13 protein-coding genes are annotated in these 14,329 nt (G+C 70.9%); 12 read left to right on the forward strand and 1 reads right to left on the reverse strand.

The window, feature by feature from the left end; all coding sequences use genetic code 11:
* The first annotated feature begins 112 nt into the window (after positions 1-112).
* From ACEXQC_RS10800 to ACEXQC_RS10825, 6 genes are all read left to right on the forward strand, one after another.
* The gene (locus tag ACEXQC_RS10800; protein WP_374821597.1) at positions 113-511 is read left to right on the forward strand and encodes an L-rhamnose mutarotase; all 399 of its coding nucleotides are present in this window, start codon (positions 113-115) and stop codon (positions 509-511) included.
* Entirely contained in the window at positions 508-1,611 is a 1,104-nt protein-coding gene (locus ACEXQC_RS10805) for an amidohydrolase family protein (RefSeq protein ID WP_374821600.1), read from the forward strand. Before ACEXQC_RS10800 ends, ACEXQC_RS10805 begins: the two co-directional genes overlap by 4 nt.
* Entirely contained in the window at positions 1,608-2,582 is a 975-nt protein-coding gene (locus ACEXQC_RS10810) for an aldo/keto reductase (protein ID WP_374821603.1), read from the forward strand. The genes ACEXQC_RS10805 and ACEXQC_RS10810 overlap by 4 nt, the downstream gene beginning before the upstream one ends.
* A 96-nt stretch (positions 2,583-2,678) precedes the next feature.
* Complete coding sequence (locus tag ACEXQC_RS10815) at positions 2,679-3,929, forward strand: mandelate racemase/muconate lactonizing enzyme family protein (protein WP_374821605.1); 1,251 nt, start codon at positions 2,679-2,681, stop codon at positions 3,927-3,929.
* Positions 3,926-4,777: a fumarylacetoacetate hydrolase family protein gene (locus ACEXQC_RS10820; RefSeq protein ID WP_374821608.1), complete on the forward strand. Its 852-nt coding sequence runs from the start codon at positions 3,926-3,928 to the stop codon at positions 4,775-4,777. Before ACEXQC_RS10815 ends, ACEXQC_RS10820 begins: the two co-directional genes overlap by 4 nt.
* Positions 4,770-5,522, forward strand: coding sequence for an SDR family NAD(P)-dependent oxidoreductase (locus ACEXQC_RS10825; protein ID WP_374821611.1), 753 nt, complete (start codon positions 4,770-4,772; stop codon positions 5,520-5,522). Before ACEXQC_RS10820 ends, ACEXQC_RS10825 begins: the two co-directional genes overlap by 8 nt.
* 27 nt (positions 5,523-5,549) lie before the next feature.
* Here the strand turns inward: ACEXQC_RS10825 and ACEXQC_RS10830 are convergent, their stop codons facing one another.
* Positions 5,550-6,296: a FadR/GntR family transcriptional regulator gene (locus ACEXQC_RS10830; protein ID WP_374821614.1), complete on the reverse strand. Its 747-nt coding sequence runs from the start codon at positions 6,294-6,296 to the stop codon at positions 5,550-5,552.
* A gap of 130 nt (positions 6,297-6,426) precedes the next feature.
* On the opposite strand from ACEXQC_RS10830, the gene ACEXQC_RS10835 reads away from it, so the two are divergent.
* The 6 genes from ACEXQC_RS10835 to ACEXQC_RS10860 all read left to right on the forward strand — a co-directional run bounded on the left by ACEXQC_RS10835 (position 6,427) and on the right by ACEXQC_RS10860 (position 14,276).
* The gene (locus ACEXQC_RS10835) at positions 6,427-7,785 is read left to right on the forward strand and encodes an ABC transporter substrate-binding protein (protein WP_374821616.1); all 1,359 of its coding nucleotides are present in this window, start codon (positions 6,427-6,429) and stop codon (positions 7,783-7,785) included.
* Positions 7,715-8,743 carry a carbohydrate ABC transporter permease gene (locus ACEXQC_RS10840; RefSeq protein WP_374821619.1) on the forward strand — a complete coding sequence of 343 codons (1,029 nt, stop codon included), beginning with the start codon at positions 7,715-7,717 and terminating at the stop codon, positions 8,741-8,743. The genes ACEXQC_RS10835 and ACEXQC_RS10840 overlap by 71 nt, the downstream gene beginning before the upstream one ends.
* Positions 8,730-9,695: a carbohydrate ABC transporter permease gene (locus ACEXQC_RS10845; protein ID WP_374821621.1), complete on the forward strand. Its 966-nt coding sequence runs from the start codon at positions 8,730-8,732 to the stop codon at positions 9,693-9,695. Before ACEXQC_RS10840 ends, ACEXQC_RS10845 begins: the two co-directional genes overlap by 14 nt.
* 270 nt (positions 9,696-9,965) lie before the next feature.
* Entirely contained in the window at positions 9,966-10,388 is a 423-nt protein-coding gene (locus ACEXQC_RS10850; RefSeq protein WP_374821624.1) for a hypothetical protein, read from the forward strand.
* Between the two features lie 248 nt (positions 10,389-10,636).
* Positions 10,637-13,297 carry a DEAD/DEAH box helicase gene (locus ACEXQC_RS10855; RefSeq protein ID WP_374821627.1) on the forward strand — a complete coding sequence of 887 codons (2,661 nt, stop codon included), beginning with the start codon at positions 10,637-10,639 and terminating at the stop codon, positions 13,295-13,297.
* A 16-nt stretch (positions 13,298-13,313) separates the two neighbouring features.
* The gene (locus ACEXQC_RS10860; RefSeq protein ID WP_374821630.1) at positions 13,314-14,276 is read left to right on the forward strand and encodes a DMT family transporter; all 963 of its coding nucleotides are present in this window, start codon (positions 13,314-13,316) and stop codon (positions 14,274-14,276) included.
* Positions 14,277-14,329: the final 53 nt, after the last annotated feature.

Below are 14,329 nucleotides of genomic sequence, written 5' to 3' on the forward strand. Positions count from 1 at the left end.
GCCCCACCCCGCCCACCACCGCCCCGCTCACCGGCCTCGCCCGCTGGACGCCCCCCGAGGGGGCTTGGCAGTCGCGCGAAGCGCAAAGGGCATATGTATGATGATGCGCGAAGTGGCAGCGAGGCAAGGGAGCATCGGCGTGGAGAACGGCAACGGGCAGCAGAGCGCGGGCGAGGGTCGGCGGGCCGAGCGGCACGCGGCCGTCGTGGGGATCGAACCGTCGAAGCGCGAGGAGTACCTGGCGCTGCACGCCGCCGTGTGGCCGCAGGTGGAGGCGACGCTCTCGGCCGCCGGGGTCACCAACTACACGATCTTCGTGCGCGGCGACGTGCTCGTCTCCTACTACGAGTACGTCGGCGACGACCACGACGCGGCGATGGCGCAGATCGCGGCGGATCCGGTGACGCAGGAGTGGTGGACCCGCACCGACCCCTGCCAAGTGCCCCTCTTCGCCGACCAGCCCGCGGGCGAGCGCTGGGCCCCCTTCACCGAGGTCTGGCACCTCCCGTGACGGCCACCCCCGCCACCCCCGCCACGGCCGCCGCGGTCGCCGGGGCAACGAGGGTGATCGTCGACGGCCACGCGCACGTCTGGGACCGCTCGCGCACCCCGATCCCCTGGATCGACGCCTCGCTCCCCGACATCGACCGCGACTTCTCCGTCGCCGAGCTCCACCACACAGCCACCACCGCCGTCACACTGTGCGCGGCGCGCCCGGAGGTGGCGAGACCCGGTGGCCCAGGGAGCGGCGCGTCGCCGCGCCGGCCCGTCGACGACGAGGTGGAATCCGACGGGGTGGGATCTGGTGGGGTGGCCGGTGGGGTGGTGTTCGGTGGGGCCGTGCTCGTGCAGGCGCTGAACGACGCGGGGGAGACGCTCGACCTGCTGCGCACAGCGCGCGGACCGGTGGTGGGCTGGCTCGACCTCGATGCCGACAGCGTTAGTGAGCGGATCGCTGCCCTGCGCGAGGCTCCGGGTGGGCACCGGCTCGCCGGCATCCGCCACCTGGCGCACGTCGATCCCGACCCCGAGTGGCTGCTGCGGCCCGGTGTCGCGCGCGGGCTCGAGGCGCTCGCCGCGGCGGGGCTGCCCTTCGACCTCGTGGTGCGCCCGTGGCAGCTGCCACTCACAGCCCGCGTGGCCGACGCCCACCCCACCCTGCGCCTCGTCCTCGACCACCTCGGCCAACCGCCCGCCGGCCCTGCCACCCCCACTGACCCTGACGCTGCGAGCGGGGCGTCGGATGACGAGGCCGGGCGCTGGGAGCGGGATCTGCGGGCGCTCGCTGAGCGGCCCAACGTGGTGGCGAAGGTGTCGGGGATCGCCGTGCGGGGGGAGGAGGCCAGCCGCGCGCGGCTTGCGTGGGCGGGCGGCGTAGCGCTCGAGGCGTTCGGGCCGGGGCGACTGATGTTCGGCTCCGACTGGCCGCTCGTACGGCTCGCCGACGACTACGCCCCCTGGCTCGCCCACTACCTCGACTGGTCGGCAGCGCTCTCCCCCGACGAGCAGCGAGCGTTCGACTCCCTCACAGCCCGCGCCGCCTACGGCCCCACCACCCCCGTCCCCCTCGGCCCGCGCGGAGACGACATCAGCACTGGAGCTCTCTCGTGACTACTTCTGGTTCTCTGCCCACGCGGGCGGTCGGCGGCACCGGGCTCGCCCTCACCGAGCTGGGGTTCGGGGCCGCGAGCCTCGGCAACCTCTACCGCGAGACCTCCGACGAGGAGGCGCGCGAGGCGGTCGACCGCGCCTGGGAGCGCGGCATCCGCTATTTCGACACCGCCCCCCACTACGGCCTCGGCCTCTCCGAGCAGAGGCTCGGGCGAGCACTGGCCGACAGGCCGCGGCACGAGTTCGTGCTCTCGAGCAAGGTCGGCCGCCTGCTCGTGCCCAACGAGCACCCCACGGGCCAGGATGCCGACTTCGTGGTGCCCGACACCCTGCGCCGGCAGTGGGACTTCTCCCGCGACGGCATCCTGCGCTCGATCGAGCAGAGCCTCGAACGGCTCGGTACCGACCGCCTCGACATCGTCTACGCCCACGACCCCGACCAGTTCGGCGAGCACGCGGCCTGGGAGGCCGCCGAGACCCTCACCGAACTGCGCGACCAGGGCGTGATCGGCGCGAGGGGCGTCGGCACCAACGACGCCGGCCAGCTGGCCGAGCTCTTCGCCGCCGATGCGATCGACGTGGCCATGCTCGCCGGCCGCTACACACTGCTCGAGCAGGAGTCGGCGCTCCCCGCGCTCGACGCGGCCGCAGCCCACGGCAAGTCCATCGTCGCCGTCGCCGTGTTCAACTCCGGCCTGCTCGCCACCGACCGCCCCGCCCCCGATGCCCGCTACGACTACGGCCCCGTGCCCCCCGAACTGCTCGCGCGCACCATCGCGCTCGCCGAACTCTGCGAGGCGCACGGCGTGACCCTGCCCCGGGCGGCCATCGCCTACCCGCTCGCGCATCCGGCGGTCGTCAATGTGACCCTCGGCATGCGCACAGCAGAACAGGTCGACCGCAACGCCGACCTCTACGGCACCCCGGTGCCGGATGCCCTATGGCACGCCATCCGCGCTCGCCAGAGATAGAACATATGATGTATGCTCTTTAGCACCCCACCCTCGATGCCGCGGAGTCCACCGCTTTCGAGACGTGCGGTCACCGCAGACAGACACGGGGAGAGCATGAAGATCACCGGCTTCACGAGCCTCGCCACTGTGCACGACTGGGGCCGCCCCGTGGGCGACGCGAACGGCGTCATCACCGGCGGCATCACGGATGTCGGTGTGCTCCTGCTGCACACCGACGGCGGGCTCACCGGAGTCGGCCTCGGCGCCCACGCCGACATCGCCCGGGTGTTCCCCGCCATCGAGGGGGAGGATCCGCGAGCCGTCGTGGCCCTCTACGACCGCATGCTCGCGCACGTCTTCAAGTCCGGTCACGCCGGGCCCACCTTCGGCACCATCGGCGCGATCGACATGGCGCTCTGGGATCTCAAGGCGAAGATGGCCGACGAACCCCTCTGGCGCACCCTCGGCGCCCGCGACCGCTTCGTGCCCGGCTACGCCTCCGGCCTCGACATCGCCCTCGACGACGACGCGCTCGTGGCCCTCTACGAGCGCTACGCCGACCGCGGCTTCACGAGCGCCAAGCTCAAGGGCGGCCTCGACGCCGAGACCGACATCGCGCGACTCCAAGCCGTGGGCGACGTGCTGCGGCGCAACACCCCGCATCCGGCCCTCATGCTCGACGCCAACGAGGCCTGGAACCGCAAGCAGGCCGTGCGCTACGTGTGCCAGGTCGAGGAGGCCGTGCCCCTCACCTGGATCGAGGAGCCCGTGCGCCGCTGGGACGCGGAGGGCCACGCCATCGTGAGCCGCGGCGTGCGCGCCTCGGTGGCCACGGGCGAGAACCTCGTGGGCCTCGAGCAGTACGGACCGCTGCTCGACGCGAACGCCGTCGACGTGGTGCAGGCCGGCATGGTGTGGGGGATCACGCACTTCCTGCGGGTCTCCGCCGTCGCGCATGCCCGCGAGCTGCCCGTGAGCCCTGTGGGCTACAACGGCAACCCCGTGGCGCACGCCGCCGCCGCGGTGCCGAACCACCTCGCCACCGAGGTGCAGGATCTCGGCTGGCCCGTGGGCCTCACCATCGACCAGACCATCACCGACGGCGGGATCGAGCTGGGCGACACCCCGGGTCTCGGCATCACCGTCGACCTCGAGATGATCGCCTCGCTCTCCGCCACCCCCGGCTGGCGAGTGCCCGCCGGTCCGCACGTGCGACCCGAGCGCGCCGGTCTGCGGCTCGCCGCCCACTCCCGCGCCCCCCTTGCCGAGCATTCCCTCAGCGGGCAGCCCCTCGCCGAGCACTCCCGAACCGAGAATCCCCGCACCGAGCACCCCCTCACCGAGCACAGAAAGCGCACCCCATGAAGCTGCAACGACGTGGCCCCGCCGGCCACGAGCTCCCCGCCGTGCTCGTCGACGGCACGGCCTACGACCTGAGCCCGCTCACGGGCGACATCGACGGCGCCTTCCTCGCCGGCGACGGGCCCGCCAGAGTGCAGGCCGCCCTCGACGCGGGTGAGCTCACCGCGCTCGCCGATCAGGAGGCCCGACTCGGCGCTCCGCTCGCCCAGCCCACGAAGATCGTCTGCATCGGCCTCAACTACCGTGATCACGCCGACGAGACGGGTGCGGCCTACCCGCCCGAGCCCGTCGTCTTCATGAAGGACCCGTCGACGCTCGGCGGCGCCTCCGACCCCGTGCCGATCCCGCGCAACTCCACGAAGACCGACTGGGAGGTCGAGCTCGGCATCGTGATCGGCCGCACCGCCCGCTACCTCGACTCCGTGGAGCAGGCGGCTGAGCACATCGCCGGCTACGTGCTCTCGCACGACGTCTCGGAGCGCGAGTTCCAGCTCGAGCTCGGCGGCACCTGGGACAAGGGCAAGAGCTGCGAGGGCTTCAACCCGCTCGGCCCGTGGCTCGCCACCGCCGACGAGTTCGACGACCCGCAGGCACTCGGCCTGCGCCTCTGGGTCAACGGCGAGCTGCGCCAGAACGGATCCACCGTCAACCAGATCTTCTCGCTGCAGCACGTGGTCTGGTACGTGAGCCAGTTCATGGTGCTGCGACCGGGCGACATCATCAACACGGGCACACCCGCCGGCGTGGCCATGGGCATGGAGGGCCAGCCCTACCTGCGCGTGGGCGACGTGGTGGAGCTCGAGATCGACGGCCTCGGCCGCGCACGTCAGGAGTTCGTGAGCCATGAGTGAATTCGCCGGCCTCACGGCCATCGTCACGGGCGGCGCCTCGGGGATCGGCCTCGCCACCTCCCTGCTGCTCGCCGCACGCGGCGCGCGGGTGGCCGTGCTCGACCTCAACGCGAGCGACCTGCCCGAGGGCCTCACGGGCTTCACGGCCGACGTCACCTCCCGCGACTCGGTGGATGCGGCCGTCGCGGCCGTGGCCGAGTGGGCGGGCGGCATCGACATCGTCATCAACAACGCCGGGGTGAGCGCCATCGGCACGGTCGAGGCCAACTCCGACGACGACTGGCGCCGAGTGCTCGACATCAACGTCATCGGCGTGGCCAGAGTGAGCGCCGCGGCCCTGCCGTGGCTGCGCGAATCCGCCCACGCGGCGATCGTGAACACCTGCTCGGTCTCGGCCAGCAACGGGATCCCGGAGCGCGCGCTCTACAGTGCGTCGAAGGGCGCCGTGCTCGCTCTCACCTACGGCATGGCCGTCGACCACGTGCGCGAGGGCGTGCGGGTCAACTGTGTGCGCCCCGGCACCGTCGACACGCCCTTCGTGTCGAACTACCTCAAGAAGTACGACGATCCGGTGGCCGAGCGGGCAGCGCTCGACGCGCGCCAGCCGACGGGTCGCATGGTCACGCCCGAGGAGGTCGCGCACGCGATCGCCTACCTCGCGAGCCCGCTCGCCTCGGCCACCACGGGCACCGCGCTCGACGTCGACGGCGGCCTCACGACCCTCCGCATCCGCCCGAAGGCCTGATCGTCCGCGGCAGCGGGCTCAGCGAGCTTAGCGGGGGAGGCGGCGCCGCTCCCAGGAGCTCGCGATGTGCTCGCGCATGAGCACGGCCGCGGCCTCGGCATCGCCCGCCACGATCGCATCGAGCACGTGCTGGTGCTCCACGAGCGTCAGCGCGAGCGCCTCGGGCCCCGGCTCGCCGTGGAACCGCGCGTACTCGCTGGCCCGCTGCACGAGCGTGTGCGCGATCGACTCCGCCAGGCGGCTGCCCGAGGTCTCCATGATGCAGCTGTGGAAGGCCCGGTCGAGCGCCTGGAAGGCCTCGATGTCGGCGATCGCATCGCGCTGCACCTGCAGCGCCGTCTTCAGGGCCTCGATGTCCGCGTCGGTGCGGCGACGAGCGGCCGCGGCGGTCATGGTGGACTCGAGATCGCCGCGCACCTGCGCGAGCTCGTCGAGGATCCCGAGCGTCTCGTCGTTCTCGATCATCGTCGAGATCACCACGCGGTCGAGCAGGTTCCACTCCGAGGGCTGCGTCACGACGGTGCCGCGCCCCTGGGCCACGGTCACCATGCCCTTCTCCTCGAGCCGCTTCACCGACTCGCGGATGACCGTGCGACTCACCCCGAAGGCGCTCACGAGCTCGCCCTCGGGGGGCAGCGGATCGCCCGGCTTCACGGATCCGGTGACGATCGCGGCCACCAGGTCGTGCACCACGGCCACACCCAGCCGGGTGGCGGGCGCACGCTTCTCCCCGCCGGCGAAGAGGCCGGTGGCGGGAGTGCTCGACAGGGTCATGACGCACATCCTAGTAAACTGTCAGGGTATGGCAGCGCTAACTATTGCTCATACGTAAGATGTATGATCAGATAGCTCCACCGCTCGGAAACAGCGGATCGACAACGACGCCGACATGAAGGACTCGCTCATGGCAGGACAGCACCGCCGCTCCATCGCCCGGATTCTCGCAACCGCTACGGCCGCCTTCACGGTGGTCGCCCTCGCCGGCTGCGCCGGCGGCTCGGGCGAGGTCAACAGCGACTACGGATTCGCCACCGCCGACCAGGAAGACGGCAGCACCATCACCGTCTGGGTCGACGCCGCACGCGAACCGATCGCGAAGGCCTTCGAGGAGGCCAACCCCGATGTGCCGATCAGCATCGAGACCTACGACGGCAACGCCGGCGGATCCGGATCGTTCCAGACCAAGGTCGCGCTCTTCGACCAGTCAGGCGAGGGCTGGCCCGACGTGGTCTTCTCCACGCAGACGAACGACGCATCCTGGGCCGCCAAGGAGACCAACGGGGTGCAGGCCTTCGCCGCTCCGCTCAACAAGGGCTACTTCAGCGACGAGTTCCTCGACGGCTTCACCGACGGCGCCAACGACCCCATGACGGTCGACGACACCGTCTACGGCCTGCGCAACGACCTCGCCCCCGTGGTGCTCTGGTACAACCAGAAGCTACTCGACGAGTTCGGCTACGAGATCCCCACCACGTGGGAGGAGTACGAGGCGATGGGCGAGAAGCTCGCCGCCGAGCACCCCGGCTACATCCTCGGATCGGTCGGCGACTCGTTCGTGGGCACCTACGTCTACTACTGGGGCGCTCAGGCCCCCATCTTCCAGCTCGACGGCGAGACGTTCGTCTCCGACTTCGACGACCCGCACTCGGTCGCGATGACCGACCTGCTCGACGGCATGGTCGCGAACGGCAGCCTCGTGCAGGACAGCGTGTTCAGCGCTCCGTTCGTGGAGAACTACTCCGACAAGATCGTCGCGATGCCGGGGCCGGCATGGTACGCCGGGGCGCTCTTCCAGAACCCCGACAGCGTCAACGCCGAGGCGGGCACGTTCGGTGCCGCCGATCCGCTCTACTGGGAGGGTGAGGACAAGGTGACCGGCAACGTCGGCGGCGGCGTCTGGTACGCCTCGAGCCACTCGAAGAACCTCGACGCCGTCGAGACCTTCCTCGAGTTCGCCACCGCCTCCGACGAGTCGGCCGCGCTCAACTCCGGTCTCCCGGCCTACGACTCCGCGGCATCGACCTGGCTCGACGCCCAGGCCGAGAGCGCCTTCTTCGTGGGCGACTTCAAGTCGGCGGTCTCGACCGCGGCAGCCAGTGTCTGGGACGGCTGGAGCTTCCCGAGCTTCAGCCCCGAGACGGCCTACGCCGCCGTGGTGGTGCCCGCGCTCGCCGAGGGCAAGACCATCGCGGATGTCGTGCCCGACTGGCGGGAGCAGATCCTCAACGAAGCCCAGGTCCAGGGCTACACGGTCGAGCAGTAAGGCAGAGATCATCACCACCACGGCCCAGCTCACGGCTCCTGCCGCCGCCCCTCTCGAAGACGAGGGTCGGCGGCAGGGCCGCCGCCGCAGAAAGCCCGATCGCAGCCAGACCCGCATCGGCTACCTGTTCTCCAGCGGCTACGCCATCCTGCTCATCGCGTTCGGCATCGTGCCCGCGCTGTACGCGGTGGTCCTGGCGTTCACGAAAAACGGTTCCTTCGTCGGCATCGACAACTTCGTGAAGGTGTTCGCGGACTACCGGTTCTGGCCCGCGGTGCAGCACGTGGCGCTGTTCGTGGCGATCTGGCTGATCTCGCTCATCATCCTCGTGGTGCTGCTGGCCCTTCTCGTGCACGCCATCCGGGTGCGCTGGCTGTCGTCGGCGTCGCGCTTCCTCTTCTACATCCCGGGGGCTCTCGCCGGGGCGTCGAGCGTGATGCTGTGGCTGTTCCTGCTCGACCCGGCCGTGAGCCCCGTGGCCGGCCTCCTCAACCTCTTCGGTCTCGAGACCTTCGTGCAGACGGTCTCGCTCGACAACCTGCCGATCATCTTCACGCTCATCGCCTTCTGGGCGGGGGCGGGCGGCTGGATCATCATCATGTACGGCGCGCTCAACAACATCCCCGTCGAGGTCATGGAGGCGGCGCGCATCGACGGTGCCGGCCCCGTCAAGACCGCGTGGCACATCCAGATCCCGCTCATGCGCAAGTGGATCTCGTACATGGCGGTCATGTCGCTCGCCGCGGGAACCCAGCTCTTCGTCGAGCCGCGAGTGCTCTCGCAGGCCTCGAAGGGCGTCGTGCCGCCCGACTACTCCCTCAACCAGCTCGCCTATCTCTTCGCCTTCCGGCAGAACGACTTCAACGGATCGGCTGCCATCTCGCTGCTGCTGCTCGTGGTCGCCGCCGGGCTCTCGGCGCTGTTCGTCTTCCGTGGAGGTCTCTTTGAGCGCGAGTGAACGACTCATCGTGAAGCCGGGGGCGGATGCATCCGCTCGCCGGTCGGGTGGGCGCGGGCTGACCCCCGGCTCCGGCTCCGGCCCCGGCCCCGGTCGATGGATCGGGCGGGTGCTGGCCTGGAGCGTCATCGGCGTCTTCGTGCTGTTCTTCGTGGTGCCGATCGTGTGGCTGCTGCTGGCGCCCACCAAGACCGCGCGGCAGCTGCTGCTCGATGCGCCGTTCAGCTTCGGCGGGTTCGAGACGCTGGCCTCCAACTGGGGCGAGCTCATGGCGTTCCAGAACGGGATCGTGTGGGTGTGGCTCGGCAACGCCACGCTCTACACCGGGGTGGCGCTCGTGATCACGCTCGTCGTGAGCATCCCGGCCGGGTACGCGATGGCCATGGTGGAGTACCGGTTCCGCAAGGTGCTGCTCGTCACCACGCTCATCGTCATGCTCATCCCGAACACCGCGCTCGTGCTGCCGATCTTCCTCGAGCTGAGCGCGCTCAAGCTCGTGGGCACGCCGCTCTCGGTCATCCTGCCGTTCTCGTTCTTCCCGTTCGGGGTGTACCTCACGTACATTTACTTCTCCACGGCGGTGTCGCGCGACCTGCTCAATGCGGCGCGCATCGACGGGGCGGGGGAGTTTCGGGTGTTCGCGCAAGTGGCGATGCCGCTGGCGACCCCGGTGATCGCGCTCGTGGGGTTCTTCAGCCTGGTGGGCAACTGGAACAACTACTTCCTGCCGTTCGTCATGGTGCCCGGGCGCAAGTCGCCCATCCAGGTGGGGCTCGCTGAGCTGCTGTCGAACGTGCCGCTGTTCAACCCCACCACGGCGGGGTCGGTCACCATCTCGTTGCCCGTGCTGGCGTTGGCGACGCTGCTGTCGGTGGCGCCTGTGCTCATCATCTTCCTGTTCTCGCAGCGGTTCCTGGTGAGCGGGCTGACGGCGGGTGGCACGAAGGAGTAGGGCGGGCCGCGTCGTGCTGGCGCGTCTCTTGCTGGGCTCTGGGGCTGGTCATAGAGGGATGCAAGGTCGGGTGCTCACAGTGGGTGGATGACTGAGAATCGACCGCCTGCTGGATCCGCTGAACGCGCTGCCTCCGCTGAATCCACTGCGCCTGCTGAATCCACCGCGCCTGCTGAACACGCTGCATCCCCTGGGTCCGCTGCGCCGACCGAATCCGCCGCTCCAGCCGAATCCGCCGCTCGACGGGGTTCGTTCACCACGGGGGCCGTGGTGGGCATCGGGGCAGGGGCGCTGGTCATCGGGCTGCTGCTCGGGGGTGGCGGCGGCGTGGTGGCGGGGCTCGCCGCTGGGCCTGTGGTGTCGGCGATCCAGAGCGGACTGGGCGTGGGATCCGGAGCCGATGGCAGCGGGGGGCCGGGGGCGGGCTACGGCCCTGGATCGGGCGACGGGTCGGGGTCGGGCGACGGGTCTGGGTCGGGTTCAGGATCGGGTTCGGGATCGGAGTCGGGTGGCGGCCCCGGGTTCGGCGGCACGCCCCCCGAGGGCTTCACGCCTCCTGGGGGCGGCACGTTGCCTGAGGAGGGCACGATGCCGGAAGGCGGCAGGCTACCTGAGGAGGGCACGATGCCGGAGGGCGGCACTCAGCCCGAGGAGGGCACGACGCCCGACGGGGGCACTCAGCCCGAGAGCTGATCGGGCGTGCGGCTCGACCTTCGGGGGCGGATCGTGTAACGTAGTCCGGTCGGCTCTGGACACCGCGAGTTGCATCGCGGAAGGGTTTGTAAGTCTGGTGGGCCGGTTTCTCCAGTCAGTGCGTTGATGCGCTGGTCACTGGTGAACGTCGCGTACGACACGGCCCCGGATAGGCACTAGCCGGGTTCTGAAGATCACCTCCAACGGGCGTTGGGGTGTGCGCATTTCGAGATAACCCGGAAAGAACCATGCCCAAGAGCAACAAATCGGGCGGCTTCAAGGCTGCCAAGAACTACGAGCCCCGCACTCCAGGCAAGGGCGGCCCCAAGGCCGGCAGCCGCAGTGCTGGACACCGGGGCTTCCGCCCCGAAGAAGAGGGCGCAGCGCGCAAGCAGCGCTGGAACTCCGACGACCGCGCCTCCCGCGGTGCCGCCCCCAGCGGCCGCGGCACCGACCGCCCCTCGTACGGCGACCGCCCGGCCCGTGGCGAGCGTCCCTCCTACAACGACCGCCCGGAGCGCGGCGCCTACGGCGACCGTCCGGCCCGTGGCACCGACCGCCCGTCGTACGGCGACCGTCCTGCCCGCGGCACCGACCGTCCCTCCTATGGCGACCGTCCGGCCCGTGGCAACGACCGTCCCTCCTACGGTGACCGTCCTGCTCGTGGCAACGACCGTCCCTCCTATGGTGATCGTCCTGCTCGTGGTGGAGACCGACCCTCGTACGGTGACCGCTCCGAGCGTCCGTCGTATGGTGATCGTCCTGCTCGTGGTGGGGACCGTCCCTCGTACGGTGACCGTTCCGAGCGTCCGTCGTATGGTGATCGTCCTGCCCGTGGTGGGTACGAGCGTCCGAGCCGCGAGAACGGATTCCACAAGTCCGGCACCGGCACCGGCCGCAGCGAGCGCCCCGGCACCGGCCGCAGCGAGCGCCCCGGTTCCGACCGTGGCGAGGGTCCGGCGTACGGCCGCGACGAGCGCCCCGCCTACAACCGTGGCGAGCGCCCCGCGTACAACCGCGACGAGCGCCCCTCCTACGGTCGCGACGACCGCGGCGGCCGCAGCGAGCCCGCTCGCACCGACCGCCAGAAGTGGAACGACGCCCGCAACGAGGAGCGCCGCTCCGCCATCGCGGCCGAGCGTGCCGCCGAGCGCGCCGCCGGCAAGACCGGCAAGGCACCTCGCGTCGACGAGAACGGCTTCAACCGCTCCACGCGCCCCGAGAAGGACTTCCGCCCCGCCGAGCGCACCGAGCGCCCCAAGCGCTCGTGGGATCGCGACGACCGCGCCCCCCGCACGAGCGACTACCAGCGCCCCTCGACGGATCGCACCGAGCGCCCGTCGCGCTCGTTCGACCGCGACGACCGCACCGAGCGCCCCGCCCGCACCGGCGGCTACGACCGCGCGGCCCGCGACGAGCGTCCGGACCGCACCGAGCGCCCCGCCCGCAGCTTCGACGACCGCCCCAAGCGCTCGTTCGACCGCGACGAGCGACCGGCCCGCACCGGCGGCTACGACCGCGCCGACCGCGGCCCCCGCAGCGACGACCGCAGCGCCGGCACCGAGCGCCCCTCCAGCTTCTACCCGAACCGCGACGCCAAGCCCGCCTACGGCACCAACCACGGCGACGACGACATCGTGCTCGAGCGCCTCGAGGCCAAGGCCACGATCGCCGAGGAGGTCGAGGGCGTGACCTTCGCCGACCTCGGTCTCGGCGAGAACATCGTCAAGATGCTCACCGGGCAGGGCGCTGACAGCCCGTTCCCCATCCAGGCCGCCACCATCCCCATGGTGCTGAAGGGCAAGGACGTGCTCGGCCGCGGCCGCACCGGCTCCGGCAAGACCATCGCGTTCGGCGCCCCCCTCGTGGAGCGACTGCTCGAGAACGGCGGCGGCGCCAACCGCAAGCCGGGCCGCAAGCCCCGCGCGCTCATCCTCGCCCCCACCCGCGAGCTGGCCCTGCAGATCGACCGCACCGTGCAGCCGATCGCGCGATCCGTGGGCCTCTTCACCACCCAGATCTACGGCGGCGTCTCGCAGCACCGCCAGGTGGGTGCGCTGCAGCGCGGCGTCGACATCATCATCGGCACCCCCGGTCGCATCGAGGACCTCATCGAGCAGCGTCGACTCGACCTCTCCGAGGTCACCATCACGGTGCTCGACGAGGCCGACCACATGTGCGACCTCGGGTTCCTCGAGCCCGTGCAGCGCATCCTCCGCCGCACCCGTCCCGGCGGCCAGAAGCTGCTCTTCTCGGCCACCCTCGACAAGGGTGTGGCCAAGCTCGTCGACGAGTTCCTCGTGGAGCCGAGCGTGCACGAGGTCGCGGGTGAGGACCAGGCGTCCTCCACCATCGATCACCGCGTGCTCATCGTCGAGAGCCGCGACAAGAGCGACATCATCAAGCAGCTCGCCGACCGCCACGGCAAGACGCTCATCTTCTCGCGCACCAGGGCCTACGCCGAGATGCTCACCGAGCAGCTCGAAGACGCCGGCTTCCCGGCCACGAGCCTGCACGGCGACCTCAACCAGTCGCGCCGCACCCGCAACCTGCAGATGCTCACGAGCGGCAAGGTCAACGTGCTCGTGGCCACGGATGTCGCGGCCCGCGGCATCCACGTCGACGACATCGACCTGGTCATCCAGGCGGATGCGCCCGACGAGTACAAGACCTACCTGCATCGGGCGGGTCGCACCGGCCGCGCGGGCAAGAAGGGCACGGTCGTGACGCTCATCGGCCGCAGCCGCGGTCGTCGCATGGACGAGCTGCTCGGCCGTGCCGAGATCGAGGCCGAGATGATCACGGTGCAGCCGGGCGACCGGATCCTGCGCGAGATCTCGGCGGACACCGACCAGACCGGTGCACCCACCGGGCCTGGTGCATCCGCCGGTTCTGCCGACGCGAGGTAGGGCTCATCCCCACCGCATGACCATCGCACCGCCGCCGACCGCCGGCCGCCTGCCCCTCTGGGCGGCGGTCGGCGTCGCCGTCGCGTGCGGCGTGCTCATGGCCACGCAGTCGCGCGTCAACGGCGAGTTCGGCCGGCGCCTCGGCGACGGCTACACGGCGGCGGCCGTGAGCTTCGGCGTGGGGCTCGTGATCGTGGTGGTCATCGTGCTGCTCACGCCCTCCGCGCGGCACGGCGCGAGACGCGCCTTCGCCGAGGTGCGCGCCGGCCGACTGCCGTTCTGGATGCTCTTCGCGGGCTTCGGAGGCGCCGTCTTCGTGCTCACGCAGAGCCTCGCGTCGGCGCTCGTGGGGGTGTCGCTCTTCACGATCGCGTTCATCGGCGGGCAGACCATCACCGGGCTCATCGTCGACCGCGTCGGCATCGGACCGGGCGGGCGGCGCTACCTCACCGTGCGGCGGGTCTTCGGGGCGGGCATCGCGTTCGCCGTAGTGGTGTGGTCGGTGGCCGCCCACATCGATCCAGAGATCCCGTTCTGGCTGCTGCTCCTGCCGTTCGCGGCGGGGGCCGTGCAGTCGGTGCAGCAGGCGGCCAACGGGCGGATCGCGGCCGCCGCGGGCTCTGCCGTCACCTCGACGCTCTTCAACTTCATCGCGGGCGCCGGCATCCTCATCCTCATCGCGCTCGTGCATGCTGCGGTGGTGGGCGGGTTCCCGACGGCGTTCCCCACGGAGTGGTGGCTGTACCTCGGCGGACCGCTCGGCGTCACGTTCATCTTCGGCCTCGCGACGGCCGTGCGGGTCACGGGGGTGCTGCTGCTCGGGCTGTGCTCGATCTCGGGGCAGCTCGTGGGCTCGATCGCGATCGACCTCATCGCGCCGGGCCAGGGCCACGGTGTCGACTGGACCACCCCCATAGCGGCCGCCCTCGTGGTGGTAGCAGTCCTCGTGGTCTCCCTCCCCGTCAGAGCCCGCCCCTAGCCCCCCGCCCCGCCGCTCGCGCCGCACCCCCACCCGCCCGCGCCCACTCCACC

The sequence above is a fragment of the Herbiconiux liukaitaii genome (assembly GCF_041927495.1).
In the GTDB taxonomy this organism is placed as follows: domain Bacteria; phylum Actinomycetota; class Actinomycetes; order Actinomycetales; family Microbacteriaceae; genus Herbiconiux; species Herbiconiux liukaitaii.